This window comes from Niveispirillum fermenti (genome assembly GCF_048066175.1).
Lineage (GTDB): Bacteria > Pseudomonadota > Alphaproteobacteria > Azospirillales > Azospirillaceae > Niveispirillum > Niveispirillum fermenti.
The window spans coordinates 74,252-98,971 of sequence record NZ_JBLTXA010000002.1 but is presented as its reverse complement, the minus strand read 5'-3'; the positions used below and the strand labels follow the sequence as shown (position 1 = coordinate 98,971).

At 67.2% G+C, this 24,720-nt stretch carries 16 protein-coding genes; 9 read left to right on the top strand and 7 right to left on the bottom strand.

Annotation, left to right across the window (positions count from 1 at the left end; translation table 11 throughout):
• Nucleotides 1–14: 14 nt before the first annotated feature.
• A complete protein-coding gene (locus ACM9LZ_RS02255; protein WP_416617711.1) occupies nt 15–608 on the top strand; it encodes a TetR/AcrR family transcriptional regulator in 594 nt (197 codons plus the stop codon).
• 247 nt (nt 609–855) lie between these two features.
• On the opposite strand, the gene lpdA is transcribed toward ACM9LZ_RS02255, so the two are convergent.
• From lpdA to ACM9LZ_RS02220, 7 genes are all read right to left on the bottom strand, one after another.
• A complete protein-coding gene (gene lpdA / locus ACM9LZ_RS02250; protein ID WP_416617710.1) occupies nt 856–2,259 on the bottom strand; it encodes a dihydrolipoyl dehydrogenase in 1,404 nt (467 codons plus the stop codon).
• A complete protein-coding gene (locus ACM9LZ_RS02245; RefSeq protein WP_416617709.1) occupies nt 2,259–3,518 on the bottom strand; it encodes a dihydrolipoamide acetyltransferase family protein in 1,260 nt (419 codons plus the stop codon). Before ACM9LZ_RS02245 ends, lpdA begins: the two co-directional genes overlap by 1 nt.
• Nucleotides 3,519–3,595: 77 nt before the next feature.
• Entirely contained in the window at nt 3,596–5,686 is a 2,091-nt protein-coding gene (locus ACM9LZ_RS02240; protein ID WP_416617708.1) for a thiamine pyrophosphate-dependent enzyme, read from the bottom strand.
• A 141-nt stretch (nt 5,687–5,827) separates the two neighbouring features.
• Entirely contained in the window at nt 5,828–6,289 is a 462-nt protein-coding gene (locus tag ACM9LZ_RS02235; protein ID WP_416617707.1) for an Lrp/AsnC family transcriptional regulator, read from the bottom strand.
• A 57-nt stretch (nt 6,290–6,346) separates the two neighbouring features.
• Nucleotides 6,347–7,297, bottom strand: coding sequence for an alpha/beta fold hydrolase (locus ACM9LZ_RS02230; RefSeq protein ID WP_416617706.1), 951 nt, complete (start codon nt 7,295–7,297; stop codon nt 6,347–6,349).
• A 49-nt stretch (nt 7,298–7,346) separates the two neighbouring features.
• Nucleotides 7,347–8,426, bottom strand: coding sequence for an L-rhamnose/proton symporter RhaT (gene rhaT / locus ACM9LZ_RS02225; RefSeq protein WP_416617705.1), 1,080 nt, complete (start codon nt 8,424–8,426; stop codon nt 7,347–7,349).
• A gap of 82 nt (nt 8,427–8,508) precedes the next feature.
• Nucleotides 8,509–9,903: an FGGY-family carbohydrate kinase gene (locus tag ACM9LZ_RS02220; protein ID WP_416617704.1), complete on the bottom strand. Its 1,395-nt coding sequence runs from the start codon at nt 9,901–9,903 to the stop codon at nt 8,509–8,511.
• Between the two features lie 107 nt (nt 9,904–10,010).
• Between ACM9LZ_RS02220 and ACM9LZ_RS02215 the strand changes: the two genes are divergently transcribed.
• From ACM9LZ_RS02215 to ACM9LZ_RS02180, 8 genes are all read left to right on the top strand, one after another.
• A complete protein-coding gene (locus ACM9LZ_RS02215; RefSeq protein WP_416617703.1) occupies nt 10,011–12,125 on the top strand; it encodes a bifunctional rhamnulose-1-phosphate aldolase/short-chain dehydrogenase in 2,115 nt (704 codons plus the stop codon).
• A gap of 93 nt (nt 12,126–12,218) precedes the next feature.
• Nucleotides 12,219–13,514: an L-rhamnose catabolism isomerase gene (rhaI, locus tag ACM9LZ_RS02210; RefSeq protein ID WP_416617702.1), complete on the top strand. Its 1,296-nt coding sequence runs from the start codon at nt 12,219–12,221 to the stop codon at nt 13,512–13,514.
• A 132-nt stretch (nt 13,515–13,646) separates the two neighbouring features.
• Nucleotides 13,647–14,480 (top strand): DeoR/GlpR family DNA-binding transcription regulator, encoded by an 834-nt coding sequence (locus ACM9LZ_RS02205; protein ID WP_416617701.1) that lies wholly within the window; start codon nt 13,647–13,649, stop codon nt 14,478–14,480.
• Nucleotides 14,481–14,673: 193 nt separating this feature from the next.
• Nucleotides 14,674–17,334 (top strand): TonB-dependent receptor domain-containing protein, encoded by a 2,661-nt coding sequence (locus tag ACM9LZ_RS02200; protein WP_416617700.1) that lies wholly within the window; start codon nt 14,674–14,676, stop codon nt 17,332–17,334.
• An 8-nt stretch (nt 17,335–17,342) separates the two neighbouring features.
• Entirely contained in the window at nt 17,343–20,639 is a 3,297-nt protein-coding gene (locus ACM9LZ_RS02195; protein WP_416617699.1) for a family 78 glycoside hydrolase catalytic domain, read from the top strand.
• Nucleotides 20,636–22,147, top strand: a complete 1,512-nt coding sequence (locus ACM9LZ_RS02190) for a carboxylesterase/lipase family protein (RefSeq protein ID WP_416617698.1) — start codon at nt 20,636–20,638, stop codon at nt 22,145–22,147. Before ACM9LZ_RS02195 ends, ACM9LZ_RS02190 begins: the two co-directional genes overlap by 4 nt.
• On the top strand, nt 22,144–23,040 hold the full coding sequence (locus ACM9LZ_RS02185) for an alpha/beta hydrolase (protein WP_416617697.1): 897 nt from the start codon (nt 22,144–22,146) through the stop codon (nt 23,038–23,040). The genes ACM9LZ_RS02190 and ACM9LZ_RS02185 overlap by 4 nt, the downstream gene beginning before the upstream one ends.
• Nucleotides 23,037–24,647: a tannase/feruloyl esterase family alpha/beta hydrolase gene (locus tag ACM9LZ_RS02180; RefSeq protein ID WP_416617696.1), complete on the top strand. Its 1,611-nt coding sequence runs from the start codon at nt 23,037–23,039 to the stop codon at nt 24,645–24,647. Before ACM9LZ_RS02185 ends, ACM9LZ_RS02180 begins: the two co-directional genes overlap by 4 nt.
• Nucleotides 24,648–24,720: the final 73 nt, after the last annotated feature.

The following is a 24,720-nucleotide window of genomic DNA, read 5'->3' as shown; positions in this document are numbered from 1 at the left end:
GAACCGGAACAGGCATGGCACGCAAGCAGGCAGCGGACTATGAACAGCGCCGCGAGGCAATCATCGACCGGGCGGCGGCGCTTTTCGCCGCCAAGGGGTTCCTGGGCAGTTCCGTCGCCGACCTGGCCGAAGCGTGCAGCACGTCGAAGTCGCTGATATACCACTATTATCCGTCGAAGGAGGATATCCTTCACGCCGTCATGGCGTCGCATGTGGAACAATTGTCGATGGCTGCGGGGGAAGTAGCCGGCATGAAGCTGCCGGCGGCGGAAAGGCTGCGGCAATTGTCGCGGCGCTTCATGCGGCTTTATGTCGGGGCGGCGGCGCGGCAGAAGGTGCTGCTAAACGATCTGGCGCACCTGCCGGCCGAACGCCGGGCAGAAATCGTGACGGGGCAGCGCGCCCTGGTGGCCATGGTGGAAGACATCCTGGCCGACCTGCGCCCTTCCCTGGCCGATGATGCCGCGCATCGCCGCACGGCCGCGATGCTGTTCTTCGGCATGATCAACTGGACCCACACCTGGATGAAACCCGCCGGCCCGCTGGGTGCCGACGAAATCGCCGACATGGCTACCGGCATGGTGCTGAACGGCATCGGCGGCATCTGAAACCTGTTTGCGCGCGCCGCAACCTCTTATACCAACTTGCGATGAGTAGAACTCATCGCAAGTTGGTCCGGCGGCGACTGCCACAGCACCGCTCGTGCGGCGCAGCCAAGCCAACGAATGTTGGCGCCGGCGATTGAGGGCGGTGACCAGAACCAATAGGTTCTGGTCACCGCAAAATAGAATTAGAGTCTGTCCGGCAGGGGGCGCACCGGCCGAGGCCCCCTGCTTTCCCGCATCCTGCTGTTCCTCACATATGGATCGGCTTGCCGATGGCGGCCATGGCGGCTTCCTTCAAGGCCTCGGCATGGGTGGGATGGGCGTGGCAGGTCAGGGCGATATCCTCCGCCGTGGCGCCGAACGCCATGGCCTGGGTCGCCTGGGCGATCATGGTGCCTGCCAAGGCACCGATGATATGCACGCCCAGCACCCGGCCATCGTCACCCGCCAGCACCTTCACGAAACCATCGGTTTCCCTGTTGGCCTTGGCCCGGCTGTTCGCGGCGAAGGGGAACCTGCCGGCCGTATAGCGGGTGCCGGCCTGCTTCAATGCCTCCTCCGTCTGGCCGATGCTGGCCACTTCCGGATCGGTGTACATGACCGACGGGATCAGGGCGTGATCGACGAAGCCGGTGCGGCCGGCAATGGCATCGGCACAGGCGATGGCCTCCTCCTCCGCCTTGTGGGCCAGCATCGGGCCTTCCACCACATCACCGATGGCCCGGATGCCCGGCACCTTCGTCCGGAATTCGCCATCAACGGGAATGCGGCCCCGCGCGTCCAGCGCGATACCCACATCCTCCAGCCCCAGCCCGGCTGTGAGGGGACGGCGTCCCGCCGCCAGAAGCAGGCGGTCGGCCTCGATCCGTTCCGTGGCCCCGCCCGCCACGGGTGCAACGGTCAGTACCACGCCGCCGGCCGCCGGTGTCTCAACCGAGACCAGCCGGGTGCCGGTGCGGATGGCCAGTCCCTGGCGGACCAGCAGCCGATGGGCGGCGTCCGCCACCTCCCCGTCCAGGCCGGGTGCGATGCGGTCGGCCATATCCAGCACGGTGACCGCACTGCCCAGCCGGCTGTAGATGGACCCCATCTCCAGCCCGATGAAGCCCGCTCCCAGCACCACCAGCCGGCCGGGAACGGAGGGCAGGTCCAGCGCTTCGGTTGATGTCACGATGCGGTCGCCATCCACCGCGACACCCGGCAGGGGCATGACCTCCGATCCCGTGGCGATCAGGATTTCCGCCGTCTCCAGCACCCGTTCACCGCCATCGGCCAGCGCGACGGCCACGCGGCCGGGGCCGGGGATGCGGCCCGTACCCTCCACCCGCTCCACCTTGTTCTTCCGGAAAAGGCCCTGGATGCCGCCGGTCAGCTCCGACACGGCCTTGTCCTTCTCCGCCCGCATCGCGTCCAGGTCGAGCCCGACCTCCGGCAACCGGATGCCGAAGCGCGCCATGTGGCCGCCCCGCGCCTGGGCGTAGAGGTGGGAGGCATGCAGCAGCGACTTGGACGGAATGCAGCCGACATTCAGACAGGTGCCGCCCAGCGTCGCACGTTTCTCCACGCAGGCGACGCGCAGCCCGTTCTGCGCGGCACGGATGGCGGCGACATAGCCGCCGGGCCCGGCGCCGATGACGACGAGATCGTAGCGCATCAACCGTTCCCCTGCGGCCAGTTTTCCAGGACCTCTACGAAGCGCGACAACCAGCCATTGGTCTGGTGTCCATCGACGACGCGATGGTCGATGGTCAGGGACACGAAGGCCATGGGCCGGATCTGGATCGTGTCCACGCCGCCCACCTCGCGCACCACGACACGCTTTTCCAGCTTGCCGATGCCCAGAATGGCCGATTGCGGCTGGTTGATGATGATGGGCGTGGCGACCAGGGAGCCGGAAACCCCGTGGTTGGAAATGGTGAAGGTGCCACCGCGCATGTCCGCCGGGTTCAGCCTGCCCCCGCGCGCCCGGTCGGTCAGGTCCTGCAGGCGAGAGGCGATGCCCTTCAGGGAAAGGTCCTGCGCCCCCCGCACCACGGGCACGACCAGACCCTTGTCACCCAGCGCCGTACCGATGCCGATATTCACATCGTCGAAGATCTCCAGATGGTCATCATGCCAGCGGCTGTTGATGGACGGGGCCACCTTCATGGCCTCCACACAGGCGGCGATGAAATAGGCGGTGAAGGTCAGGTTGATGCCGGCCTTCTCGAACGACGCCTTGTTGGCACGGCGATGGGCCATGATGGCGCTGAAATCCGCCTCGAATACGGCCGTGACATGCGGGGCAACGGAAAGCGAATGCGACATATGCTCGGCGATGCGCCGGCGCATGCTGTCATGCGGAACCGTATGGGACCGGACGCCCGCCGACGGGGTGTCAGTCATGGCCGGCGAGGCCGCGACAGGGGCCGGCGGGGCCGCGACAGGGGCCGCCAAGGGCGCGGCCGGCCGGGCCGCCTGCTCGGCGGCCGCGCGTTCGATATCGGCACGGGTGACCCGGCCGGCATGGCCGCTGCCCTTCACGCCGGCAGGGTCGATGCCGAATTCCTTGGCCGCACGCTTGGCCGATGGCGAAAGACGGGTTTCGCCCCCTGTGGGGGCAGTGGCCACGGCCGCCGGCGCCACGCTGGTTGTGGCGGGGACGGACGCCGATGCAGCGGCTGCTTCGACCGCCGCTTGCCCGGCGGGACGCAGGCGGCCCAGCAGCGCGCCGGGTGCCGCCTCATTGTCGCTGGTCAACAGGATCTCGGTCAGGATGCCAGCCGCGGGCGCCGGCACCTCCTGGGTCACCTTGTCGGTTTCCAGTTCGACCAGCGGTTCGTCCAGCGCCACGGTGTCGCCCACTTTCTTCAGCCAGGCGCGCACGGTGGCCTTGGTCCCCTCCTGCTCCCTGGGTGCCAGAATGTCGATCACGGTTTGGTTCCTTATCGGGGGAATGTCGGGGTCGCGGGGCCGGGTGGCGGGGTCGGGACCCGGCCCGCTGACCATCATCAGAAGGCGATCAGTGCGTCGATCTTGGCGCGGATGCGATCCACCGACGGCACGGCCCAGTCCAGCAATACCGGGTTATGCGGGCTGGGAATGTCGGGCATGGTCAGGCGGGCGACGGGGGCATCCAGGTCCAGGAACACCTTGTCGGCCACCACGGCCGCGATCTCCGCCCCGAAGCCGGCCGTCTGGATGTCCTCATGCACGATCAGGCAGCGCCGCGTGCGGCTCACCGATGCCAGCACGGCCGCCTCGTCCCACGGCATCAGGGTCCGCAGGTCGATGACATGCACCGACCGCCCCTCGGCCGCCGCCTGGCAGCGCGGTGCCATGGCGCCCCAGGTAACGATGGTCAGGTCGTCGCCCTCGGCCAGGGATCTGGACTTGCCGAATTCCAGCACGTAATCGTCACCCGGCCAGGCACGACGGGCCCAGGCATCGTCCAGCATGGCGCGATGCTCGAAGAACAGCACCGGGTCGTTGCCGCGCAGGGCCGCGCGCAGCAGCCCGACGGCGTCCTCCGCATTGGACGGCACGGCCACCTTCCAGCCGGGCGCGTGGCAGAACTGCACCTCGTTGGTCTGGCTGTGCCAGGGGTCGCCGCACTTGAAGAAGCCGCCGGGCACGCGCAGCACCATGGGCGAGGCGAAGCGGTTGTTGGTGCGCCAGCGCATCGTGCCGCAATCGTTGATCTGCTCCATGGCCGGCTCGGCATATTTGCGGAACTGGATTTCCGGTACGGGCACCAGCCCGGCCAGCGCCATGCCCACGGCCCGGCCGACGATCCCTTCCTCCGACAGGCTGGTATCGAATACGCGGGTCGTGCCGTACTTTTCCTGCAGGCCCAGCGTCACGGCATGCACGCCGCCCTTCGGCCCGATATCCTCCCCGAACAGCACGACGCGGGGGTTCAGCGTCATTTCCTGATCCAGCGTGCGGCGGATGGCGGTCACCATGTTCAGGCGCTGCCCCTCCGGCCGGGGGTCCGCCGTTGATCGCGGCGGCACATAGCCGTGCGACCATTGTCCGCCCTGGGACTGGATTTCCCCCTCCTCGGCGAAGACATGGCGGACCACGCCTTCGGGATCGGCCACGGGACGGGCCTCGGCCCTCCGGCGCGCGGCCTCCACCTCTGCCCTGGCATTGGCGGCGATGGCCTCCCACTCCTCCTCCTCCAGCAGGGCCGGCACGAGGTATTCCTTCAGGCGCGGTAGCGGGTCGCGCGCCCATTCCGACGCCACGAAATCCGGCGATTTGTAGGTCTGCGTGTCCTGAAAGGAATGGCCCTGCAGGCGTGGCACCGTCAGGCGCAGCAGGCAGGGACCCTTGCGGTCGCGGACATGCGCCACGGCCTGCGACACCAGGCGGGCGGCCTCTGCCGGTTCGGCCCCGTCGCCGGCCAGGATCGTCAGCCCCTTGAAACTGGCCAGGTTGGCGGCGATGTTGCCACCCGGCGTCTGCATGATCGACGGGACGGAGATGCCGTAGCCATTGTCCTCGATATAGAACAGCATCGGCAATTGCTGGGTCGTCGCGATGGTCAGCGCCGCCCAGAACCCGTTGGATGCAACCGACCCGTCACCCCCCAGCACCACGGCCAGGGCCTGATCATACTCTGGCTGCTTCAGCACGCGGGCATAATAGTCGATGGCCTGCGCCCAGCCAGCCGTCGGCGTGTATTGCGCCCCCACCCCGCCGCACATGGGCAGGGCCTGGGCGCCGTGCGGGTTGGGATAATTGAAGACGACACCGATGTCCCGGCCGTCGGAATACCCGCCCGAACGCCCCATGGACGATCCCAGCGCATCCTCGATATCGACACCCAGCGACAGCAGCATGGGACGCGAGCGGTAATAACCGCACGCCGCGTCGTGTCTGTCGGTCAGGCGGGAACCCAGCAGGATCTGCGCCATGTCATGTCCGCGGGCGGAGAACTGGTAGAGCACCTTGCGCTCCGGCACCAGAACCTTCTCCTCCAACTCGTCCAGCGTGCGCGAGATATGCAGCAGGTGGGCAACACGGCGCCAGTCATAGGACGGATCGGGCGTGTTGCGCGGCACTTCGTCCACGGCGCGACGGGTCTGTGCGATCATGGGGTTCCCCAGGGGCTGGAATTAGATGACCGTCCGGTCGATCTGTAAATTATAGCCACTATCGGATGGGGAAACTTTGCGAAGCACAGGCCCCAAATGGCCCCAAACGCACGAAACGCGCATCTGTGGCATCCGGTATGCTCAGCCGGGGATCGGCAGGCTCGTCGTCTCCTTCAGATCACGCAGCACAAGGGAGGAACGGACGGTGGCGATGCTGGGCAGCCGCAGCAGTTCCTGGACGAAAAGATCGAAGCTTTTCAGGTCTGTGGCCATGACCTTCAGCAGATAGTCGCTGTCACCGGTCAGCATGCAGCATTCCAGGATCTGCGGTGCGGTGCGCACGAATTCGGAAAATTCCGCCGTATGTTCCGTCGTATGGGAACGCAGGGTGACGACGATGTAGGATTTCAGGGTGAAGCCCAGCTTGGCCGGCGACAACAATGCCGTGACCCGCGCGATATACCCCTCGTCCCGCAGCCTTTGCAGCCGGCGCGAACATTGCGAGGGGGACAGGCAGACGATCTCGGCCAACTCGCCTTGCGTGATATCGCCCTTCTCCTGGACGGCCAGCAGAAGTTTTACGTCGAATGCATCCAGCGCCATGATCGTCCGCCTGCGGGGTTGGGGCCGGCGCGGAGCATAATGCAGTTGGCAACGGCGTCAATCCGCCCGCCGCCCCGCAACGGTGGACAGCCAGGCGACCGTGCTGTCGGGAGCGGTGAGCGGCAGCATGTGCCCACCTTCCACCAGGGTCAGTTCCATGGCGGGCAGCAACGCGCGCAACCCGTCGCCATGCAGCCGCCAGTCCAGCACCCGGTCGTCCCGCCCATAAAGCATGGCGACGGGCAGGGTCAGGCCGCCATAGCGTTCCGCCATCCATTTCAGGTCGGCATTGGATGCCATCAGGTCGGCGGAGGCCGACTGGAACGCCCCCGGCCGCAACCCCAGCAAGCCGCCACCGGCCGTGGCGAAATCGGCCGGCACCTTGTCCGGGCCGAACACGGTATCCATGATCCGTTCTGACTGCCGGATGGCCATGGGCGTGGCCAGCGTCCAGGACAGAAACCAGCGGGCAAGGGGCGACTTGATCACCAACCCCCTGAAACAATCGGGTACCTGCGGCTGGCGCCGCGTCAGGGGGGCGATCAGGGCCAGCCCGCCGGCGCAGTCGGGATGTTCCAGCGCCACGGCCAGCGCCACGGCGCCGCCCAGCGAATGGCCCACCAGCAGCGGCCGCTCCAGCCCCAGGGCCCGGATGAAGCCGGCGATAATGGCCGCCTGCGCCCGCAGGTTGGCACCGGCCCCCGCCGGCCGGGTCGAATAGCCCGATCCGGGCCTGTCGACCAGGATGACGCGGAACCGGTCGGTCAGGCGCGGCAGAAGCGAATGGCTGAAATGGGCCATCTGTCCGCCCAGCCCGTGGATCATGACGATGGCGGGTCCGGTGCCCTCGTCGCGGTAGTGCAGTCGGTGGCCTTCGACCTCCAGGAAACGGCCGCGCGGCGGCAGGGCCCTTTCCACCCGGCGGGCCGTCAGGCCCGTGAACAGGGCCAGCCCGCCCAGGACCCCACCGGCCAGCACGGCCGTAACAGCGGCGAATGCACCCATCATCTTGCCCGTGCTCCCCTACTTGTCCTTTGCGCCGGACCCTTTCCCCTGATCATCCGTTCACGGCCAGCCGGTTGCCCAGGCCGATGACGGCGGTGGCGAAGACCAGCAGTCCGATGCCCAGCCAGACCAGCCCCCGCGTGCGCCTGTCCGTCCCGCGCCATTCCTTCAGCGCAAAACCCCAGAGCGTTGAAAACAGAATGATGCTGGCCATGTGCAGGGTCCAGGACGAAAAGCCATAGGCCCCCATCTGGCTCTCGCCGATCGTGTAGAAGAAGAACTGGAAATACCAGAGCGTGCCGCCCAGGGCGGCCAGAAGGTAGTTGGCGCGCAAGGGCATCGGCCCGTCGGCGGCGGGACTACCCCGACCGGGACGGCCCAGGAATTCCCCCGCCGTGCCGTTGCGGCGGATCAGCCAGCCGCACCAGACCAGATTGGTGGCAAGCCCGCCCAGCAGCACGACACAAAGCACAGGCAGTCCCTGCCATATAGGGTCTGTGCCGGCCGACAGCGTGGCATCGCGGATGGGCTGCCCCGCATCCAGGCCCCAGGCGAAACAGCCCGACATGATGCCGGAGAACAGCGCGATCAGGATGCCGCGCCGCAGATCGAAGCCTTCCGTGTCTTCTCCCCCGCCGGCACCGGCCTGCATCCGATCCCGCCGGTGCCCGGCGCGGGCCACGGTGGCGATGCCGGCCAGCGTGATCAGGATGCCCAGCAGCACCAACTGGCCGCTCAGCGTGGCCGCGAAGGCCGGCAGCGTGCCATGGAAGAGGGGTGGTCCCAACGTCCCCACCACCGTCGTCAGACCCAGCGCCACAGCCATGCCCAGCGACAGGCCCAGATAGCGCATGGTGAGGCCGAAGGTCAGCCCGCCCATGCCCCACATGGCGCCCCAGAAGGCACACCAGGCCAGGGTGGCGGGAGGCGCCCCGGCCAGGACACCCAGCAGATCCTCCGTCTGCAGAAACGCAAAGAGCCACGGCGCCAACAGCCAGGAAAAGACGCCGCCCGTTATCCAGAATATCTCCCAGGACCAGCGCCTGATCTTTTTATAAGGCACATAGAAGCTGGCCGACGACAGGCCACCCAGCCAATGGAACAAAACCCCTGCCAGCGGATTGGCATCCATTCCCGTTTCCTTCCCCCTGTCCAGCCGGGTTTCCGGCCCGGTCTTGGTTTGTGACCCGTTCTGCCAGCCGGCACAGGCCGGCTCAACATTCTCCTGCGGCGATGCGCCAGCGGCGGCGCCATTCGGTCAGGTCCAGCGCCAGCGGCGCCACGGGCCGCAGTGTCGCCGCCGGCGCCAGCGCCGGATTCACCAGCCGCAGCGCGCCATAGGAAACGTCGCTGTCGATATGGCTGGTATAGACCGTCATCTCCGGCCGCAACGCGGCCAGCGCCCCTGTCAGCAGGCGTGATTCGGCGAAGCGTCCCTCCACCAGCAGGCGGGATTGCGCACCGACCAGGTCCAGCACGGTATCGGCCATCAGCGCCGCATAGAATGCCACGGCCGCCTGCCGTCCGGCCGGGGTCGATGGCTGGGCCAGCCAGCAGCCCCGGCCGGAGGGAAAGGGCCCGACCCCCTCGGCAAAGCCGGGCAGCACCACGGCCCCTTCCGCCATCGACGCTGCCAGGGCCGCCTCGTTGACGGCCGGTCCGGTGACATCCGGGGCAGGCCCCAGCAGCCGCTCGATCTCCCGCCCGCCCATGAAACGGCCCGACGGGATCAGGGTGCCATGCACATCGACATTGGCCAGGCAATCCCGCCCCTCCGGCAGGTTTTCGATGGGGAAACAGGTCCCGGCGGCCGGCGTGCGCATGGCCACGAACCAGGTCCCCGTCGACAGCACCGTCGCCTCGCCCCCGGCGATTTCACCGAAACCCCGCGCTGCCAGCAGTGCCGCATTGGAATCATGCAAGCCGCAGCGGACCGTCACATCGGCCGGCAGGCCGGTCCGGGCCGCCCAGCCGCGCGTGATGGTGCCCAGCACATCGCCCGCAAAGACGCGCGGTGCCAGCCGCCCGGCCCAGCCGCGCGCCTCGGCCAGGGCAGATGGCCGGCCGGCGGCGGGCTGCCACAGGTCGGTGTGACAGCCGAGGCTGCTGACCTCCGACGCGGCGATGCCGGTCAGCACCCAGGCCCAATATTGCGGCCAGGGCAGGATCGTTGTGCCGTCCCGTAACGCCGGCTCCTCCTCTTCCAGCCAGAAAAGCTGAGCCCCCAGATTCAGCCCCAGGGGCAGTGCGGGCGACCCCGTCTCCCGGAACGGGTCGCGCATGGCATCGTACCGCGCCCGCACCCCGGCCGGAACCGGCACCTCGTAATCCAGCGGCGGGCACGCCAGACCGTCGCCCCGCAGGATGGCCGCCGCCGCGCCATGTCCCACGGGAACGATTGTACCGACCCTGGCAAGCGTCGCAAACTCGCCAAGCACAGCCTCCAGCCACTGCTCCACCCCCTTGGTGTCGAGCGTGGCGCGCCCGCTGCTTTCCTTCGCGCCACTGGGCCGGCTGCGCCGGGCCAGGCACCGGCCGCCATCGCTCCAGAGGCTCAATTTCGTAAGGGACTTCCCGATATCCAGGACGACGACGGCCCTATCCTTCACCGGCCAACTCCGAAGATAGTGTTTGATTGAAACCTATCGAATATGATTGTTTATGGCCAGAAGATTCGATACATAACCGCTCAACACTGATCGTGCGAGTGACTTCCATGTCAGATATCCAGGCCAAAGCGCCGATTGCCACCAAAGCCACCCCGTTTCTTGTCCCATGCTCCCGTTGGGAAAGCCATATGGACCGGCTGGAAGGGCCCCAGGCCCTTTTGCTGCGCTCCAACCTGTTGGGGGCCGATCTGTCGGTGACCAACTATGGCGGCGGCAATACCTCGGCGAAGCTGATCAGCCGCGACCCGCTGACGGGTGCCGATATCGAGGTGTTGTGGGTGAAGGGGTCAGGCGGTGACCTGGGCTCGATGAAGCTGGACGGGTTCGCGACGCTGGAACAGCGCAAGCTGCTGTCCCTGGAAGCGCTTTATCGTGGTCAGGAGCATGAGGACGAAATGGTGGGCTACCTGCCCCACTGCACCTTCGATCTCAATCCGCGGGCTGCCTCCATCGACACGCCGCTGCACGCCTACCTGCCGTTCACCCATGTCGATCATGTGCATCCCGATGCCATCATCGCCCTGGCCGCGGCCCGCGACGGCGAGGCGGTGACGCGGGAAGTCTGGGGCGGTGCCGTGGGCTGGCTGTCCTGGCAGCGACCGGGCTTCGCGCTGGGGCTGCGGTTGCGCGACCATGTCGCCAGGAACCCGGGCCTGCGCGGCGTCATGCTGGCCGGCCACGGCATCATCTGCTGGGGGGATACGGCGCGATCCTGCTATGAGAACACGATCGCCCTGATCGCCGATGCCGCGCATTACCTGAACGAGCGTCTGGCCCATGGTCCGGCGTTCGGCGGGGTTGCCCTGCCGGCCCGGCCGGCGTCGGAACGGTCGGCCGCCGCCGCCCGGCTGCTGCCGAAACTGCGTGGCCTGATGCAGGGTGCGCGCGGCAAGATCGGCCACTTCGCCGACGACGCGGAAACATTGGAATTCGTGGGCAGCCGCGGCCTGGACCGGCTGGCCGCCATCGGCACGTCCTGCCCCGATCATTTCCTGCGCACCAAGATCGTTCCCATGGTGCTGGACCCGGCGCGCCTTGACGATGACAGCTATCTGGCCGCCATGACGGGAGATTACCGCAGCGCCTATGCCGGCTATTACCAGCGCTGCGCCGGACCGGACGATCCGCCGATGCGCGATGCGAACCCGGTCGTCGTGCTGGTGCCGGGCATCGGCCGCCTCACCCTGGCCGCGGACAAGAGCACGGCGCGCATCGCCGGGGAGTTCTATGCCAACGCCATCAATGTGATGCGCGGGGCGGAAGTGATCGGCGGCTATGTCGGGCTGGACGAGCGGGAGGCCTTCCGTATCGAATATTGGGCGCTGGAAGAGGCGAAGCTGCGCCGCATGCCGGCACCGCGCCCGCTGGTCGGCAAGATCGCCCTGGTCACGGGCGGAGCCGGCGGCATCGGCGCGGCGACGGCGGCGCGACTGGCAGAGGACGGGGCCTGCATCATGCTGGTCGACCGCGATGCGGACCGCCTGCGCGAGGCGGCGGAGCGCCTGGAGAAGCAGGCCGGGGCGGACCGCGTGCGCATGGCCGTGGCCGACGTGACGCGCGAGGCGGAAATCGAGGCTGCCTTCACCGCCTGCGCGCGGGAATTCGGCGGGCTGGACATCCTGGTCGCCAATGCCGGGATCGCGTCTTCCGCTGCACTGGAAGCCACGACGACCGATCTCTGGCGCCAGAATTTCGCCGTTCTGGCGGAAGGCTATTTCCTGACGGCACGGGCGGCCTTCACGCTGATGAAGCGGGGCAACGGCGGCTCCATCGTCTTCATCGGGTCCAAGAACGGGGTGGCGGCGGCCACCAATGCCGCGGCCTACGCCTCCGCGAAGGCCGCCTCCCTCCATCTGGCCCGCTGCCTGGCGCTGGAAGGCGCGCCGTTCGGCATCCGCGTCAATACCGTCAACCCCGACGCGGTCATCAAGGGCTCACACATCTGGGACGGCGCCTGGCGGCGCGAGCGGGCCGGTGCCCACGGCATCGACGACGGGGCCGGGCTGGAAGCGCACTACCGCGACCGCTCCATGCTGAAGCGGGAAGTCCTGCCCGAGGATGTGGCACAGGCCGTCCATTTCTTCGCCAGCGATCTGTCGGCCAAATCGACCGGCAACATGATCAATGTCGATGCCGGGAACGCACAGGCCTTCACACGCTGAGGCCGATGATCGGATGCGATCACCGGGACTGGGTATAAATCCGTTAGAACCGGTGACGGACCGCCGGCGCGCATGGGGGGAGGAGTTAAGAGCATGGCCAATGGGTTTCCGATCGACGGCCAACTGATCGAACGGCTGAATGAAGGGGCGCTGGGCGCGCTGGAGGATGATTATGCCAGCCTGGGCCGTCAGTTGGCCCGGCGGGGCATCGATGTCGAGACCATCCGCAGCCGCGTTGCTGCCTTCTCCGTCGCCGTGCCCAGTTGGGGTACGGGGCGCGGCGGCACGCGCTTTGCCCGCTTTCCCCTGGCGGGAGAGCCGACCGGCATTCTTGAAAAGCTTGAAGATTGCGCCGTGGTGCAGCAGCTTTGCCGCATCACCCCGCGCGTCAGCCCGCATTTCCCCTGGGACAAGGTGTCGGATTATGCCGGGCTGCGGGAAGTGGCCGCATCACTCGGCCTTGGCTTCGATGCCGTCAATTCCAACACGTTCCAGGATCAGCCGGGCCAGAAACACTCCTATGCCACGGGTTCCCTGACTTCCACCGATCCAGCCGTGCGCGAACAGGCCGTGGCACACAATATCGAATGTATCGACATCGGCCGCGCGCTGGGTGTCCGCGATCTGACGGTATGGATCGGGGATGGCACCAACTTTCCCGGTCAGCAGGACCTGGGCCGCTCCTTCGACCGTTACCTGGATTCGGCCGCGCAAATCTATGCCGCCCTGCCCGACGGCTGGCGGATGCTGATCGAACACAAGATGTTCGAGCCGGCCTTCTATTCCACGGTGATCGCCGATTGGGGCAGTTCAATCCTGGCCGCCCAGCATCTGGGCCCGAAGGCGCGTTGCCTGGTCGATCTCGGCCACCATGCTCCCAACGTCAATATCGAACAGATCGTGGCCCGCCTGCACCGGTTCGGCAAGCTGGGGGGCTTCCATTTCAACGACAGTTCCTATGGGGACGACGATCTGGACAGCGGATCGGTCAATCCGCATCGCCTTTTCCTGGTCTTCAACGAATTGCTGGAGGCGGAGCGCAACCCGCGCGACGGATTCGATCCGGCCTATATGATCGATCAGTCGCACAATGTGACCGATCCGATCGAAAGCCTGCTGTCGTCGGCGGAAGCCATCGCGACGGCCTTCGCCAAGGCGCTGCTGGTCGACCGCGACATGTTGAAGACGGCGCAGGAAGAAAACGACGTCATGGCCGCCTTCCAGGCGCTGCGCACAGCCTATCGCACGGATGTCAGCCCCATCCTGGCCATGGCGCGTGTCGGCGCGGGCGGGGCCGCCGACCCGATTGCAACCTACCGCGCCAGCGGCTGGCGCACGGCCATGGCGGCCCGGCGCCGGCCTGCCGGCAGTACCGCCGGCATCGTCTGACCAGGCCGTTGCGGGCCCGCCATGCGATTGCCGCTCCGGCCCTTTCCGTCTGGAGCGGCAGCCATGACAAAGCCAATCATTGCAAAATCGCGCGCATCGCGTCAAAATTCTGCGAAAACAAGCAGGTACGCAATGCACGCCGCCGAACGTGAACGCATCATACTGGAAAGCCTCGAAGATAGCGGTTTCATCTCCTTCCGCGACCTTGAGGCCAGGATCACCGCCTCCCCCGCAACCATCCGCCGTGACCTCGACCGTCTGGTCGAACAGGGACGGATCGAGCGTGTGCGTGGCGGCGCCCGCAGCGCGGGCGGTGACAAGCCGGCACCCGCCACCGCCCAGCCCAGCCCGCCGGGCGGGCTTCTGGGTGTGCCGTTCCACGAGAATATAGGGCGCAACCGCGCCGCCAAGGAAGCCATCGGCCGCGCAGCCGCAAAGCTGTGCGTGCCCGGCGAGGGCGTGATGATCGACGGCGGGTCGACAACCTTGCAGATGTGTCCGCATCTGGCCCCGCTGGGTCTGCAGGTGCTGACCACGTCCCTGCATATCGTCAGCGCCCTGTTGCCGCAGCCCGCCACACGAATACTGCTGCCATCCGGACAGGTCTTCCGCGAACAGAACGTCATCCTGTCGCCGTCGGGCGAGGACAGCATGCCGCATTTCCATGCGCCAAAGCTGTTCATGGGGGCTGCCTCGATCGGGCCGGCGGGCCTGATGCAGGCCGACATCATCCTGGTGGTTTCCGAGCGCCGCCTGATCGAGCGCGCCGACGAGGTCATCGTTCTTGTCGACAGTTCGAAGTTCAGTGGTCCGTCGGGCCATGTCGTCTGCGCCTTGTCGGAAATCGATACCGTCATCACCGATCCCGGCATCACCGATGCGCAGGCCGGAATGCTGGAAGGCGCCGGTATCAGGCTGATGGTGGCCGACATGCCCCGGCAGGGCGTGGTCAGAGCGGGGCGTTGACGCAATTCATGCGGAGACGGCCGTTTTGATTGAAATTGATTATTGACGTGATCGATTAAGATAAATAATGATCATTCTTACAGGGTGACGGTTGCCTCGCTGCATCCGCCCCCGGGGGGTGAGGGCCCCCCACCGAACCAAAAAGGATTCAGCCGCGGCCATACCGCATGGCTCGGCTTCGGGGAGGAAATTGATGAGCAGTTTTGATCCGATCTGGCGCCGCACATCGTCCAGGCTGCGGCGGCTGGCGCTTGGCGTCTCCGTCCTGGCCATCGGCACCGCCACGGCCGCGCAGGCCCAGGAAGTCTCCCCCGGAGGATCGGCGGCCGGCGCGCAGAACGTGCTGCTGGAGGAGATCATCGTCACGGGCACGATGATCCGCAATGTCGGTCCCATCGGCACGAATGCCATCGCCATGCAGCGCGAGGATGTGGTGGCCTCCGGCGCGGCCTCGGCCAACGACCTGCTGGCGCAGATACCCCAGGTCGGCAATTTCGGCACCGTCCCCCGTGCCCAGGGCAATTACGGCCTGCCCATCGTGCGGCCCAACATCCGCAATCTGGCCGCCTCCGGCGGTGCCAGCACGCTGGTGCTGCTGAACGGCAACCGGCTGGTGGGTGCCGGCATCCTGCAGACCAGCGTCGATCCTTCCATCATCCCGCCCGACGCCATCGAGCGGGTGGAAGTGATCCCCGACGGCGGCTCCTCCATCTATGGTTCCGATGCCATCGGCGGCGTGATCAACTTCATCACCCGTGACCGCTACGACGGTGTATCCGCCAATGTGCGCTATGGCCGCGCGGCGGATTTCAAGAGCACGGAAGCCAGCCTGATCGGCGGGCGGGACTGGGGCTCCGGCGCGGCCTGGCTCTCCTACTCCTTTGCCTGGCATGACAATCTGCTGGGCATCGATCGCGACCATGCCACGGCCGATCTGACGGGGCGGGGCGGCTCCGATTTCCGCGGCACGGCCTGTTCGCCCGGCAATATCCTGCTGGGCGGCATCCCGTTCGCCATGCAGACGCGGCTGCCCGGCACGCTGAACCAGTGCGACCAGACCGACTATGCCGACCTTTATCCGAAGGAGGAACGCCACAGCGTGTTCGGCCGGCTGGTGCAGGATCTGGGCGAGGGCGTCACCTTCAATGCCACGGGTTACTGGTCGGCGCGCGACACCGTGACCCGCACCGCGCAATCATCGCTGAGCGGTACGGTTTCAGCCTTGAACCCCTATTTCCGGCCCATCGGCACGGAAGTGCAGCATGATGTCGCCATCGCGTTCGACGAGGTATTCGGGCGCAGCAATGTCAGCGACGGTTATTTTGAATCCTACGGCGTCACGCCGGAACTGCATGTGGAATTGAGCGACACCTGGCAGCTCCGTCTGATCGGCAATCTGGGCCGGTCCTACAACGAGACGAACGAGGATCTGATCGACACCACCCTGGCGACCGGCGCCCTGAACGGCACGACGGCGGCCACGGCCCTCAATCCCTACAATATCGGAGCCAGCGACGCAGGCCTGCTGGCCCGGATCAATGATTACTGGAATGTCGGCCGGGCCACGCAGCAACTGGCCGAATTCCGCGCCGTGGTCGACGGGCCGATCTTCTCCATTCCCGGCGGGGACGTCCGGGCCGCGGCGGTCGTTGAATATCATTACGAGGATATCGACAGCAGCATCGGTTCCGGCCCGGCGGGCGCGCCGACCAGCCTGCAGCGGGCAAAGGCCGACCGGAACGTGAAGTCGATCTTCGGGGAACTGCATGTGCCGCTGGTGGGTGCGGCCAACCGGGTCGCGGGGATTTATGGTCTGGAACTGTCCGGTTCCGTCCGCCATGACGATTACAACGATGTCGGCGGCACAACCAATTCCAAGATCGCCATGAATTACCGGCCGGTGTCGGACCTGACGCTGCGCGCCAATTACGGCACCTCCTTCCATGCGCCCAGCCTGGCCGACATGGGCAATTCGGTGGATTCCCGCGTCCAGGTGGTGCTGTTCTCGCCCAACCGCCTGCCGGGCAGCCCCTTTACCGACCTGCTGCGTCCCACCATCGTGCTGGCCGGCGGCAACCCGGACCTGCGGCCCGAAACGGCCGACACATGGTCACTGGGCTTCGACTTCACGCCCGACGCCATTGACGGGCTGCGCCTGTCCGCGACCTATTTCAATGTGAAGTTCAAGGATGCGATCGGCCTTGCCCCTGTCCTGGAGCCGCAGATCTATTCCGATCCGAACTTTGCCGGCTATTTCGTCCTGAACCCGACCCTGGAACAGGCCATGGCCCTGGCCGGTTCGATGCGGGTCGATGGTGTGCCCAGCCTGCCCGCCCTGTACGCCTTTTCCAGCCCCTATGTGCTGTTCGATGCGCGGCGCAACAACCTGGGCGCCATCCATACCGATGGCATCGATTTCGAGGTTGATTACCGGCATCGCATGGATTTCGGCATCATCAGCGCGCGGGTATCGGGCACCTACACCCTGAACCGCAAGACCCAGGCCGTGCAGGGTGGCGCCTTCAGCGACAATCTGAAGAACGGCACGGGCCGGCTGGCCCTGGTGGCCAGCCTGGGGGCCAATGTCGACAATTGGTCGGGCCGCATTTCCTGGAACCATCGCGACAGCTATCCCATCCTGGGCGTGCCAAGCCAGGACCGGGTCGGCGCCTTCAACACCATCGATCTGTTCGCCAGCTACAACCTGGCCAGTCTGGCGGAAGGCACCAGCATCACTTTGAATGTCGACAATCTGTTCGACAAGGACCCGCCCTTCTACAATGCCGTTCCCGGCTACACGAATGGCAGCACCCTGGGCCGTCTGGTGTCCGTGGGACTGCGGACGAGCTTCTGAGGATGGCGATGCGGGACGATCGGCGGGGCGAAGGACGGCGGCAGGCCTTGAAGGGACGGTTGCAGTGGGCAGCCTGCACGGCGGTGCTGGTGCTGGCCGGTTGCGGCACACCGGGAAACGGTCCGCCGCAGGGTCTGCGGGTGGAATATGCCGTGACCCCGATCGGCCTGGACGAACAGGCCCCGCGTCTGGCCTGGCTTTCGCCGGTCGCCCGCCAGTCCGCCTACCGCATCCGGGTGGCACAGGACCCGGCGGCCCTGGAAACGGGGCCGCTGGCCTGGGACAGCGGCAAGGTCGCTTCGGGCGACAATGTCCATATCCCTTATGCCGGCCACCGGCTTGCCGCCGGTACACGCTATTGGTGGCAGGTCATGGTCTGGGACGCCAACGGTCGCCCCGGCGCCTGGAGCCCGCCGGATTGGTGGGAAATGGGCCTGCTGGATGCGGACCAGTGGCAGGCCGGGTGGATTTCGGGACCGGATCAGACGGTCCATGACTGGTCCGATCTGGAACTGGATATCGACCTGACCCTGAAGGGCACAGCACTGGACATCCTGTTCCGTGCCCGGGGCGAAGGGAAGAAGTTCGGCGAAGCCTATGTCTGGACCCTGACCGACACCAAGGACGGCCCCACCCTGGTCCAGTCCGTCCGGCGTTATGGCGGGGGCAAGTCGGGCGGCATGCGGACCACGGAACTGGCCCGTGCCCGCCTGCCCGGCGGCCCGCTGAAGGATCGCCGCCTGAACCTGTCCGTCCGGGCCAGGGGGCAGGAGATCACCACCATCCTGGACGGGGTGCAGGTGGCCCGGCTGACCGACCCCACCCAGACGCACGGCACGGTCGGCTTCACGGCCCGCCAGGCCGATGCCGCCGTAATCCACGGGGTGCGGGTGGGCGGTACCGGGTCGCCGGAGGTAAAGACCATCTTCGCCGGCAACGACAACCCCTTCACAGGTGGCAATGTCGGTGCCGACGGGTTGCGGGTTGCGGCTGGTGTGCCGTCGGTCGACATCGTGCTGCCTTTGGGGGCGCCGGCCCCGCTGCTGCGCCGAACCTTCGCGCTGCCGGACAAACCCGTGGCCCGCGCCCGCCTCTATTGGGCCGGGGCCGGCATGCCGCGGCTGCTGCTGAATGGCAGCATGGTCGGCGCCACATCGCTGGGTGCCGGCTTCACCGCTTATGACAAGCGCGTCCTGGCCTATGTGGAGGATGTGACCGACAGGCTGCGGCCGGGTGACAATGTCGTCGCGGCGGAACTGGGACGCGGCTGGTACGGGGTCACCGATCCCAACGAATGGTATTTCCACCGCGCGCCCTGGCATGCCGATCCCGCCCTTCTGGCCCGGCTTGAGATCGATTTCGCCGACGGAACCCGACAGGTCGTGACCAGCGACGGGGATTGGCGCAGCCAATCCGGCCCCACCCTGTCCGACAGTGTCTATCGCGGGGAACGCCATGACGCGCGGCTGACGCCCGACGGCTGGAAACAGGCGGGGTTCGATGATACGGGCTGGGTGCCGGCCCGCCGCGTCCCCGGCCCCGCCGGCACCATCGATTTCGCCAATGTCGAGCCCATCGCCCCTGTCGCCACGATCCAGCCCGTGGAAATGCGCGAGGTGCAGCCCGGCATCTGGGTCTATGATTTCGGGCGTATCATCTCCGGCCTGCCCGTGCTGAAGGCCAATGGACCGCGCGGCACCACCATCTCCCTGGTGGCGGCGGAAAAGCTGGACGATGCCGGGCTGGTGGCCCCTGCCTCCGGACTGATCAACGCCCAGCTCCAGACCTACCGCTACATTTTGGCGGGCACGGGCACGGAACGCTGGTCCCCGCGCTTCGGCTATGCCGGCTTCCGCTATATCCAGGTCGAAGGGCTGACCGGCCCGCCCGCACACGACATGCTGACAGCCGAGATCGTGCATTCCGCCGTGGCCGACACGGGCAGCTTCGCCAGCGCCAACCCGCTGCTGGACCGGATCGACGCGGCCGCTCGCGCCAGCATCCTCAACAACCTGCACGGCTTCCTGACCGACACGCCGACCTATGAGAAAAACGGCTGGACGGGCGACGCGCAGGCATCGGCCGGCATGGCCGTGCGCAGCCTGGACGTGGCGCGGGTCTTCACCAAATGGCTGGCCGATTTCCGGGACGCCCAGGCCGACAGCGGCGAGGTGCCGGAGGTGATCCCCACCACGCCCTTCTACGGCTATCAGGACACGCCGGGCTGGAACCTGGTCTGGGGCCCCACCCCGCCCTGGGATGTCGCCGCACTGATCCTGCCATGGGAACTTTACACCACCTATGGCGACACCCGCGTCCTGGCGGAAAACCACGCGATGCAGCGGCGGCTGGTCGATTACACCGCCACCATCTTCAAGGCGCCGGACTATCGCGGCCGGTTGGGCCTCAGCGAATGGAGCCCGCCGGGGCCGCTGGACATCCTGAATGCCCGCGGTGGTGGCATCGATGCGGTGACCAGCGCCTATTTCTTCCTGGAAGCCGATCTGCTGGCCCGCAGTTCGGCGGTGATCGGCGCCGACGGGGATGCGGCCCGCTACCGTGCCCTGGCCAATGCCATCCGCGCGGCCTACAACGCCCGTTACTGGGACGCCGGCAATGGCTGGTACCGCACCATGGACGGCAAGGGCGTGGCGGGGCCGCCCACGCAGATTCAAAATGTCCTGCCGCTGGCCTTCGGCATGGTGCCGGACGGGCAGGAAGCGTCGGTGGCCGCCGCCATCGCCGCCGATGCGGAGAAGAACGGGCTGCGCACCGGCGTGTTCGGCACGCGATATCTGCTGGAGGTATTGAGCGACCATGGCCATGCCGATCTGGCTTACCGGATCGCCACCCGCACGGACGAGCCGGGCTGGGGCTGGTGGATCGAAAACGGCCACCAGACCATGTTCGAGACCTGGAGCCTGAACAGCCGGTCCCGCAACCACCATTATTTCTCGTCCATCGGCGATTGGATGCGCACCCGCCTGGCGGGGCTGCGACCCGGTGATGCCGGCTACAAGCGCGTTCTTGTCCGGCCGGAGATCCCCGACGGGCTGGCCTGGGCGGAAGCCACGATGCAGACCGTCCACGGCCGTGCCGCCAGTGCCTGGCGTGTGGAGAACGGTGCGCTGACCCTGACGGTGCAGGTGCCGGCGAACAGTGTGGGCGACATATGGGTGCCCCGGCGGTTCGGCCCGGTGCGCGCGGTGCCCAAGGGTGCAAGGCGCACCGGCGGGAATGATCGCTTCACCATCTATTCGGTGGAACCGGGCACGCACCGCTTCACCACGGAGGGCGCCCGATGAAAGGCTCGACTATCATCGCCCTGGTCACGGCCCTGCTTCTGACCACCGCGCCGGCAGCGGCCGGCACGCACGTGGCGGTGGAGGGCGGGCGCATTGAAGGCGTTCAAGCCGGTGGTGTGAACGCCTTCAGGGGCATTCCCTATGCCGCCCCGCCGGTTGGCGGCCTGCGTTGGCGGCCACCGGCCCCGCCGGCCACCTGGGACGGGGTGCGCAAGGCCGACAGGTTCGGCCCGGACTGCATGCAGAACCCCCTTCCCGGCGCCAAGCCGGCACAGCCACCGGCCGAGGATTGCCTTTATCTGAATGTCTGGGCCCCCGATACGGCCGGTGCCGACGGCAGGCCCCTGCCCGTCCTGGTCTGGGTGCCGGGCGGCGGCTTCGTCACCGACAGCGCCGCAAACCCCGTCATGGACGGGGCCGGCCTGGCCGGCCGGGGTCTTGTCGTCGTCACCTTCAATTACCGGCTCGGACGCTTCGGCTTCTTCGCCCATCCGGACCTGACGGCCGAAAGCGGTGACGGGCCGACGGGCAATTGGGGATTCATGGACCAGATCGCGGCCTTGCACTGGGTCCAGCGCAATATCGCGGCCTTCGGCGGCGACCCGGCGAACATCACCTTCATCGGGGAATCGGCGGGCGGGGAGTCCGTGGCGCGCCTGATGGCCTCATCTTCGGCACGCGGCCTGTTCCAGAAGGCGGCGGTCATTTCCGGCGGCGGGCGGGATGCCTGGCCCGGTCTGGCGGCGGCGGAGGCCCGTGGTGTCGCCTTCGCCAAGGCCGCCGGTGCCGCCGACGGAGTGGCGGGCCTGCGGGCATTGCCGGCGGACAAGGTGCGCGGCGGCATCACCCTGCTGGACAAGGAGGAAAAGACCTATTCCGGCCCCATCACCGACGGGCGGATCATCGATGGCGAGTTGATGGCCCGGTTCGCAGCCGGCGCACAGCCGGCGGTTCCCCTTATCGTCGGGGCCAATGATGATGAATTCAGCTTTGTGCCCGGCCTGTTCCGCATGTTCCTGAATGGTCCCCACCTGAAGGCTGTGGAGATCAACAAGGATGCCGTGCAGGCCGCCTATGGTTCCGCCGGTGCCATGCGGCGTTCCATCGCCAGCGATGTTGTCTTTGTTGAACCATCGGTGGCGCTGGCCCGCCGCCATGCGGCGGCGGGTGCCCCCACCTGGCTTTACCGCTTCGGCTATGTTGCCGAAGCCAAGCGGGAAAAGGATAGCGGTGCCGGCCATGCCACCGACATGCCCTATCATTTCGAAACACTCGGCCATGCCGGTGACGAACCGGCGCCGGCCGACCGGGCGACCGCACGCCTGATGGCCGACCTGTGGGCCCGCTTCGCGAAAACGGGCGACCCCAATGGCGGCGATCTGCCCGCCTGGCCACGCTATGACGCGGCCCGGCCGCAGATGCTGTCCATCGGTGTGGAGACAAAGGCCGTTTCCGCCGCAGAACCGGTCATCACCGCCATCACCGCCGCACGGGAGGCCACGCCATGATGTCCCTTTCCCGACGTCTTTTCACCATCGGCAGCCTAGGCATGATGCTGGCCGGCTGTGCCAGGGCCGTGACCCTGTCGGAGGGCACTGCCATCCCGCTCTGGCCCCAGGGGGCGCCAGGCACCATCGCCGGTACGCGGCCGGAGGTGACGGAGGACCGAATGCCCTTCGGCACCATCGCGCGCAACGTCTCCAACCCGTCGCTGCTGGTTTTCCAGCCCGACCCCGGCAAGGCCAATGGCACATCCGTCATCGTGGCACCGGGTGGCGGGTTCCATATGCTGTCGATCGAGAACGAAGGTATCGCCGTCGCCAAATGGCTGAACGGGATGGGGATCACGGCCTTCGTGCTGCGCTACCGCCTGATCCCGACGGGCGAGGATGTGGCGCTGAAACTGTTCCAGCGCATTTCCAAGCCGGCAGAAATGGAGGCGGCACTCGCCCCGCTGCGTCCCTTGGCCACGGCCGATGGCCAGCAGGCCGTCCGCCATGTGCGGGCGGAGGCGGCGCGCTATGGCGTGAAGCCGGACCGGATCGGCCTGATGGGCTTTTCCGCGGGCGGGGCCGTTGCCGTCTGGACCATCCTGGCGGGGGAGCCGGCAAGCCGGCCCGACTTCGCCATGGCGATATATCCCGGCCTTTTGCCCGACCCGCTGTCGGTTCCTGCCGGGGTCCCGCCCCTTTTCGCGCTGGTGGCAGAGGATGACAACATATCCAACAAGGAAACGACCCGCCTGGCCGATGCCTGGCGCGCCGCGGGCCGCGATGTGGCCCTGACCACCTATCCGACGGGCGGACATGGCTTCGGCATGAAGCCGCAGGGCAAGCCTACGGACGAATGGACGGCACGCCTGGCGGCCTGGCTCGATAGCAGGGGACTGTTGTCCAAATGAAAAACAACCTTTTCCATTCCGGGCTGCTGACCATGGGGGCGATCGCCGCCCTTCTGGCCGGCTGTGCCCGAACCCCCGTCGAACCGCCTCCCGCCATCCCGCGCATCGCGCAGTGCGAGGAGTTGACCGGTCTGCCCCTGGTGGACGGCACGGTCGAAGCCGCGACATCCGTGACGGCCGGTGCCACTGTCACGCCGGACAAGGGCGCGATCGGCCTGCCGGCCCCCGCCGCCTTCTGCCGCGTCCAGGTGCGCCTGACACCGACGCCGGCCTCTTCCATCCGGGTCGAGGTCTGGCTGCCGGAGGCGGCCGCCTGGAACGGCAAGCTGCTGGGGGCGGGCAATGGCGGCTTCGGCAGCAACATGATGGTGCCGTCACTGCTGATGCGCGGCGGCGTGGCCAGGGGCTATGCGTCTGTGGGCAGCGACATGGGGCATCATGCCAAAAGCGATGTCGACGCCACCTGGGCACAGGGCCAGCCGGAACGGATCCGCGATTATGGCTGGCGGGCCAATCACCTGGCGGCGGCCACGGCCAAGCGGGTCATCGCCGCCTACTATGATAGCCGCCTGTCCGCCAGCTATTTCCATGGCTGTTCGGATGGCGGGCGTCAGGCGCTGATGGAAGCCTCGCGCTTCCCCGACGATTATGACGCCATCCTGGCGGGGGCGCCCGCCATGCCCTGGGCACGGCTGGCCACAGCCAAGGCGATGAACGACCGGGCCGTGTTCGGGCGGCCGGGCGGCGCCATTCCCAACGCGAAGCTGCCACTACTGCAGAAAGCCGCGCTGGCCCGGTGCGATGCGGATGATGGCGTGGTGGACGGTGTGATCGACGATCCGCGCCGCTGCGCCTTCGACCCCGGCGTGTTGACCTGCCGCCAGGGTGACGCCGCGGATTGCCTGACGGCCGCGCAGGTTCAATCGGCCCGCGCCCTTTACCGTGGACCGCATGATGGGCAGGGCCGTCCCTTCTTCCCCGGCTTCATGCCCGGGGCGGAGGCCACGCCCGGCGCCTGGGATCTCTGGCTGACAGGACCGGGCGCACAGCAGGGCCGGTTCGCGACCGAGTTCTATCGTTATTTCGTGCATGGCAATCCGCAATGGACGACCGCGGATTTCAACCTGGAGACCGACTATCCCTTGGCGCAGGCCATCCAGGCGGATATCACGCCCGGCGGCCCCGACCTGGGCCGCTTCTTCGCCGCCGGAGGCAAACTGATCCTCTATCACGGCTATGGCGACGCCGCGATACCGCCGCAGAACACGGTGAACTTTTACCGTGACGTGCTGGAGGCCAGCGGCGCAAAGGCCGCCGGTTCGGTGCGGCTGTTCATGGCGCCCGGCATGTCCCACTGCCTGGCCGGCCCCGGCCCCAATGTCTTCGACGGGCTGGCAGCGCTGGACCAGTGGCGCCAGGGCGGCCCGGCCCCGGACCGTATCGTCGCCACAAAATATGACAACGACATGTTCGGCTATCTCGGCCTGCCGGCAAAGCCGCTGCGTACCCGTCCGCTCTGTGCCTATCCGCAGGTGGCACGCTGGACGGGAAGCGGGTCCACCGACGACGCCACCAATTTCATCTGCACCGATCCGCAACAGCCTTGATGCAGAAGGGGCGACATCCCGGCCAAGGCACCCCATCCCGACAAGCAGCCGTCAAACGGAACGGCCATATCCA

Bases quoted from the DNA above. Each gene is read 5' to 3' on its own strand.
- ACM9LZ_RS02255 (WP_416617711.1), top strand. From the start codon at position 15: ATGGCACGCAAGCAGGCAGCGGACTATGAACAGCGCCGCGAGGCAATC.
- lpdA (WP_416617710.1), bottom strand. From the start codon at position 2,259: ATGCGCTACGATCTCGTCGTCATCGGCGCCGGGCCCGGCGGCTATGTC.
- ACM9LZ_RS02240 (WP_416617708.1), bottom strand. From the start codon at position 5,686: ATGATCGCACAGACCCGTCGCGCCGTGGACGAAGTGCCGCGCAACACG.
- ACM9LZ_RS02235 (WP_416617707.1), bottom strand. From the start codon at position 6,289: ATGGCGCTGGATGCATTCGACGTAAAACTTCTGCTGGCCGTCCAGGAG.
- ACM9LZ_RS02230 (WP_416617706.1), bottom strand. From the start codon at position 7,297: ATGATGGGTGCATTCGCCGCTGTTACGGCCGTGCTGGCCGGTGGGGTC.
- rhaT (WP_416617705.1), bottom strand. From the start codon at position 8,426: ATGGATGCCAATCCGCTGGCAGGGGTTTTGTTCCATTGGCTGGGTGGC.
- ACM9LZ_RS02215 (WP_416617703.1), top strand. From the start codon at position 10,011: ATGTCAGATATCCAGGCCAAAGCGCCGATTGCCACCAAAGCCACCCCG.
- rhaI (WP_416617702.1), top strand. From the start codon at position 12,219: ATGGCCAATGGGTTTCCGATCGACGGCCAACTGATCGAACGGCTGAAT.
- ACM9LZ_RS02205 (WP_416617701.1), top strand. From the start codon at position 13,647: ATGCACGCCGCCGAACGTGAACGCATCATACTGGAAAGCCTCGAAGAT.
- ACM9LZ_RS02200 (WP_416617700.1), top strand. From the start codon at position 14,674: ATGAGCAGTTTTGATCCGATCTGGCGCCGCACATCGTCCAGGCTGCGG.
- ACM9LZ_RS02195 (WP_416617699.1), top strand. From the start codon at position 17,343: ATGCGGGACGATCGGCGGGGCGAAGGACGGCGGCAGGCCTTGAAGGGA.
- ACM9LZ_RS02190 (WP_416617698.1), top strand. From the start codon at position 20,636: ATGAAAGGCTCGACTATCATCGCCCTGGTCACGGCCCTGCTTCTGACC.
- ACM9LZ_RS02185 (WP_416617697.1), top strand. From the start codon at position 22,144: ATGATGTCCCTTTCCCGACGTCTTTTCACCATCGGCAGCCTAGGCATG.
- ACM9LZ_RS02180 (WP_416617696.1), top strand. From the start codon at position 23,037: ATGAAAAACAACCTTTTCCATTCCGGGCTGCTGACCATGGGGGCGATC.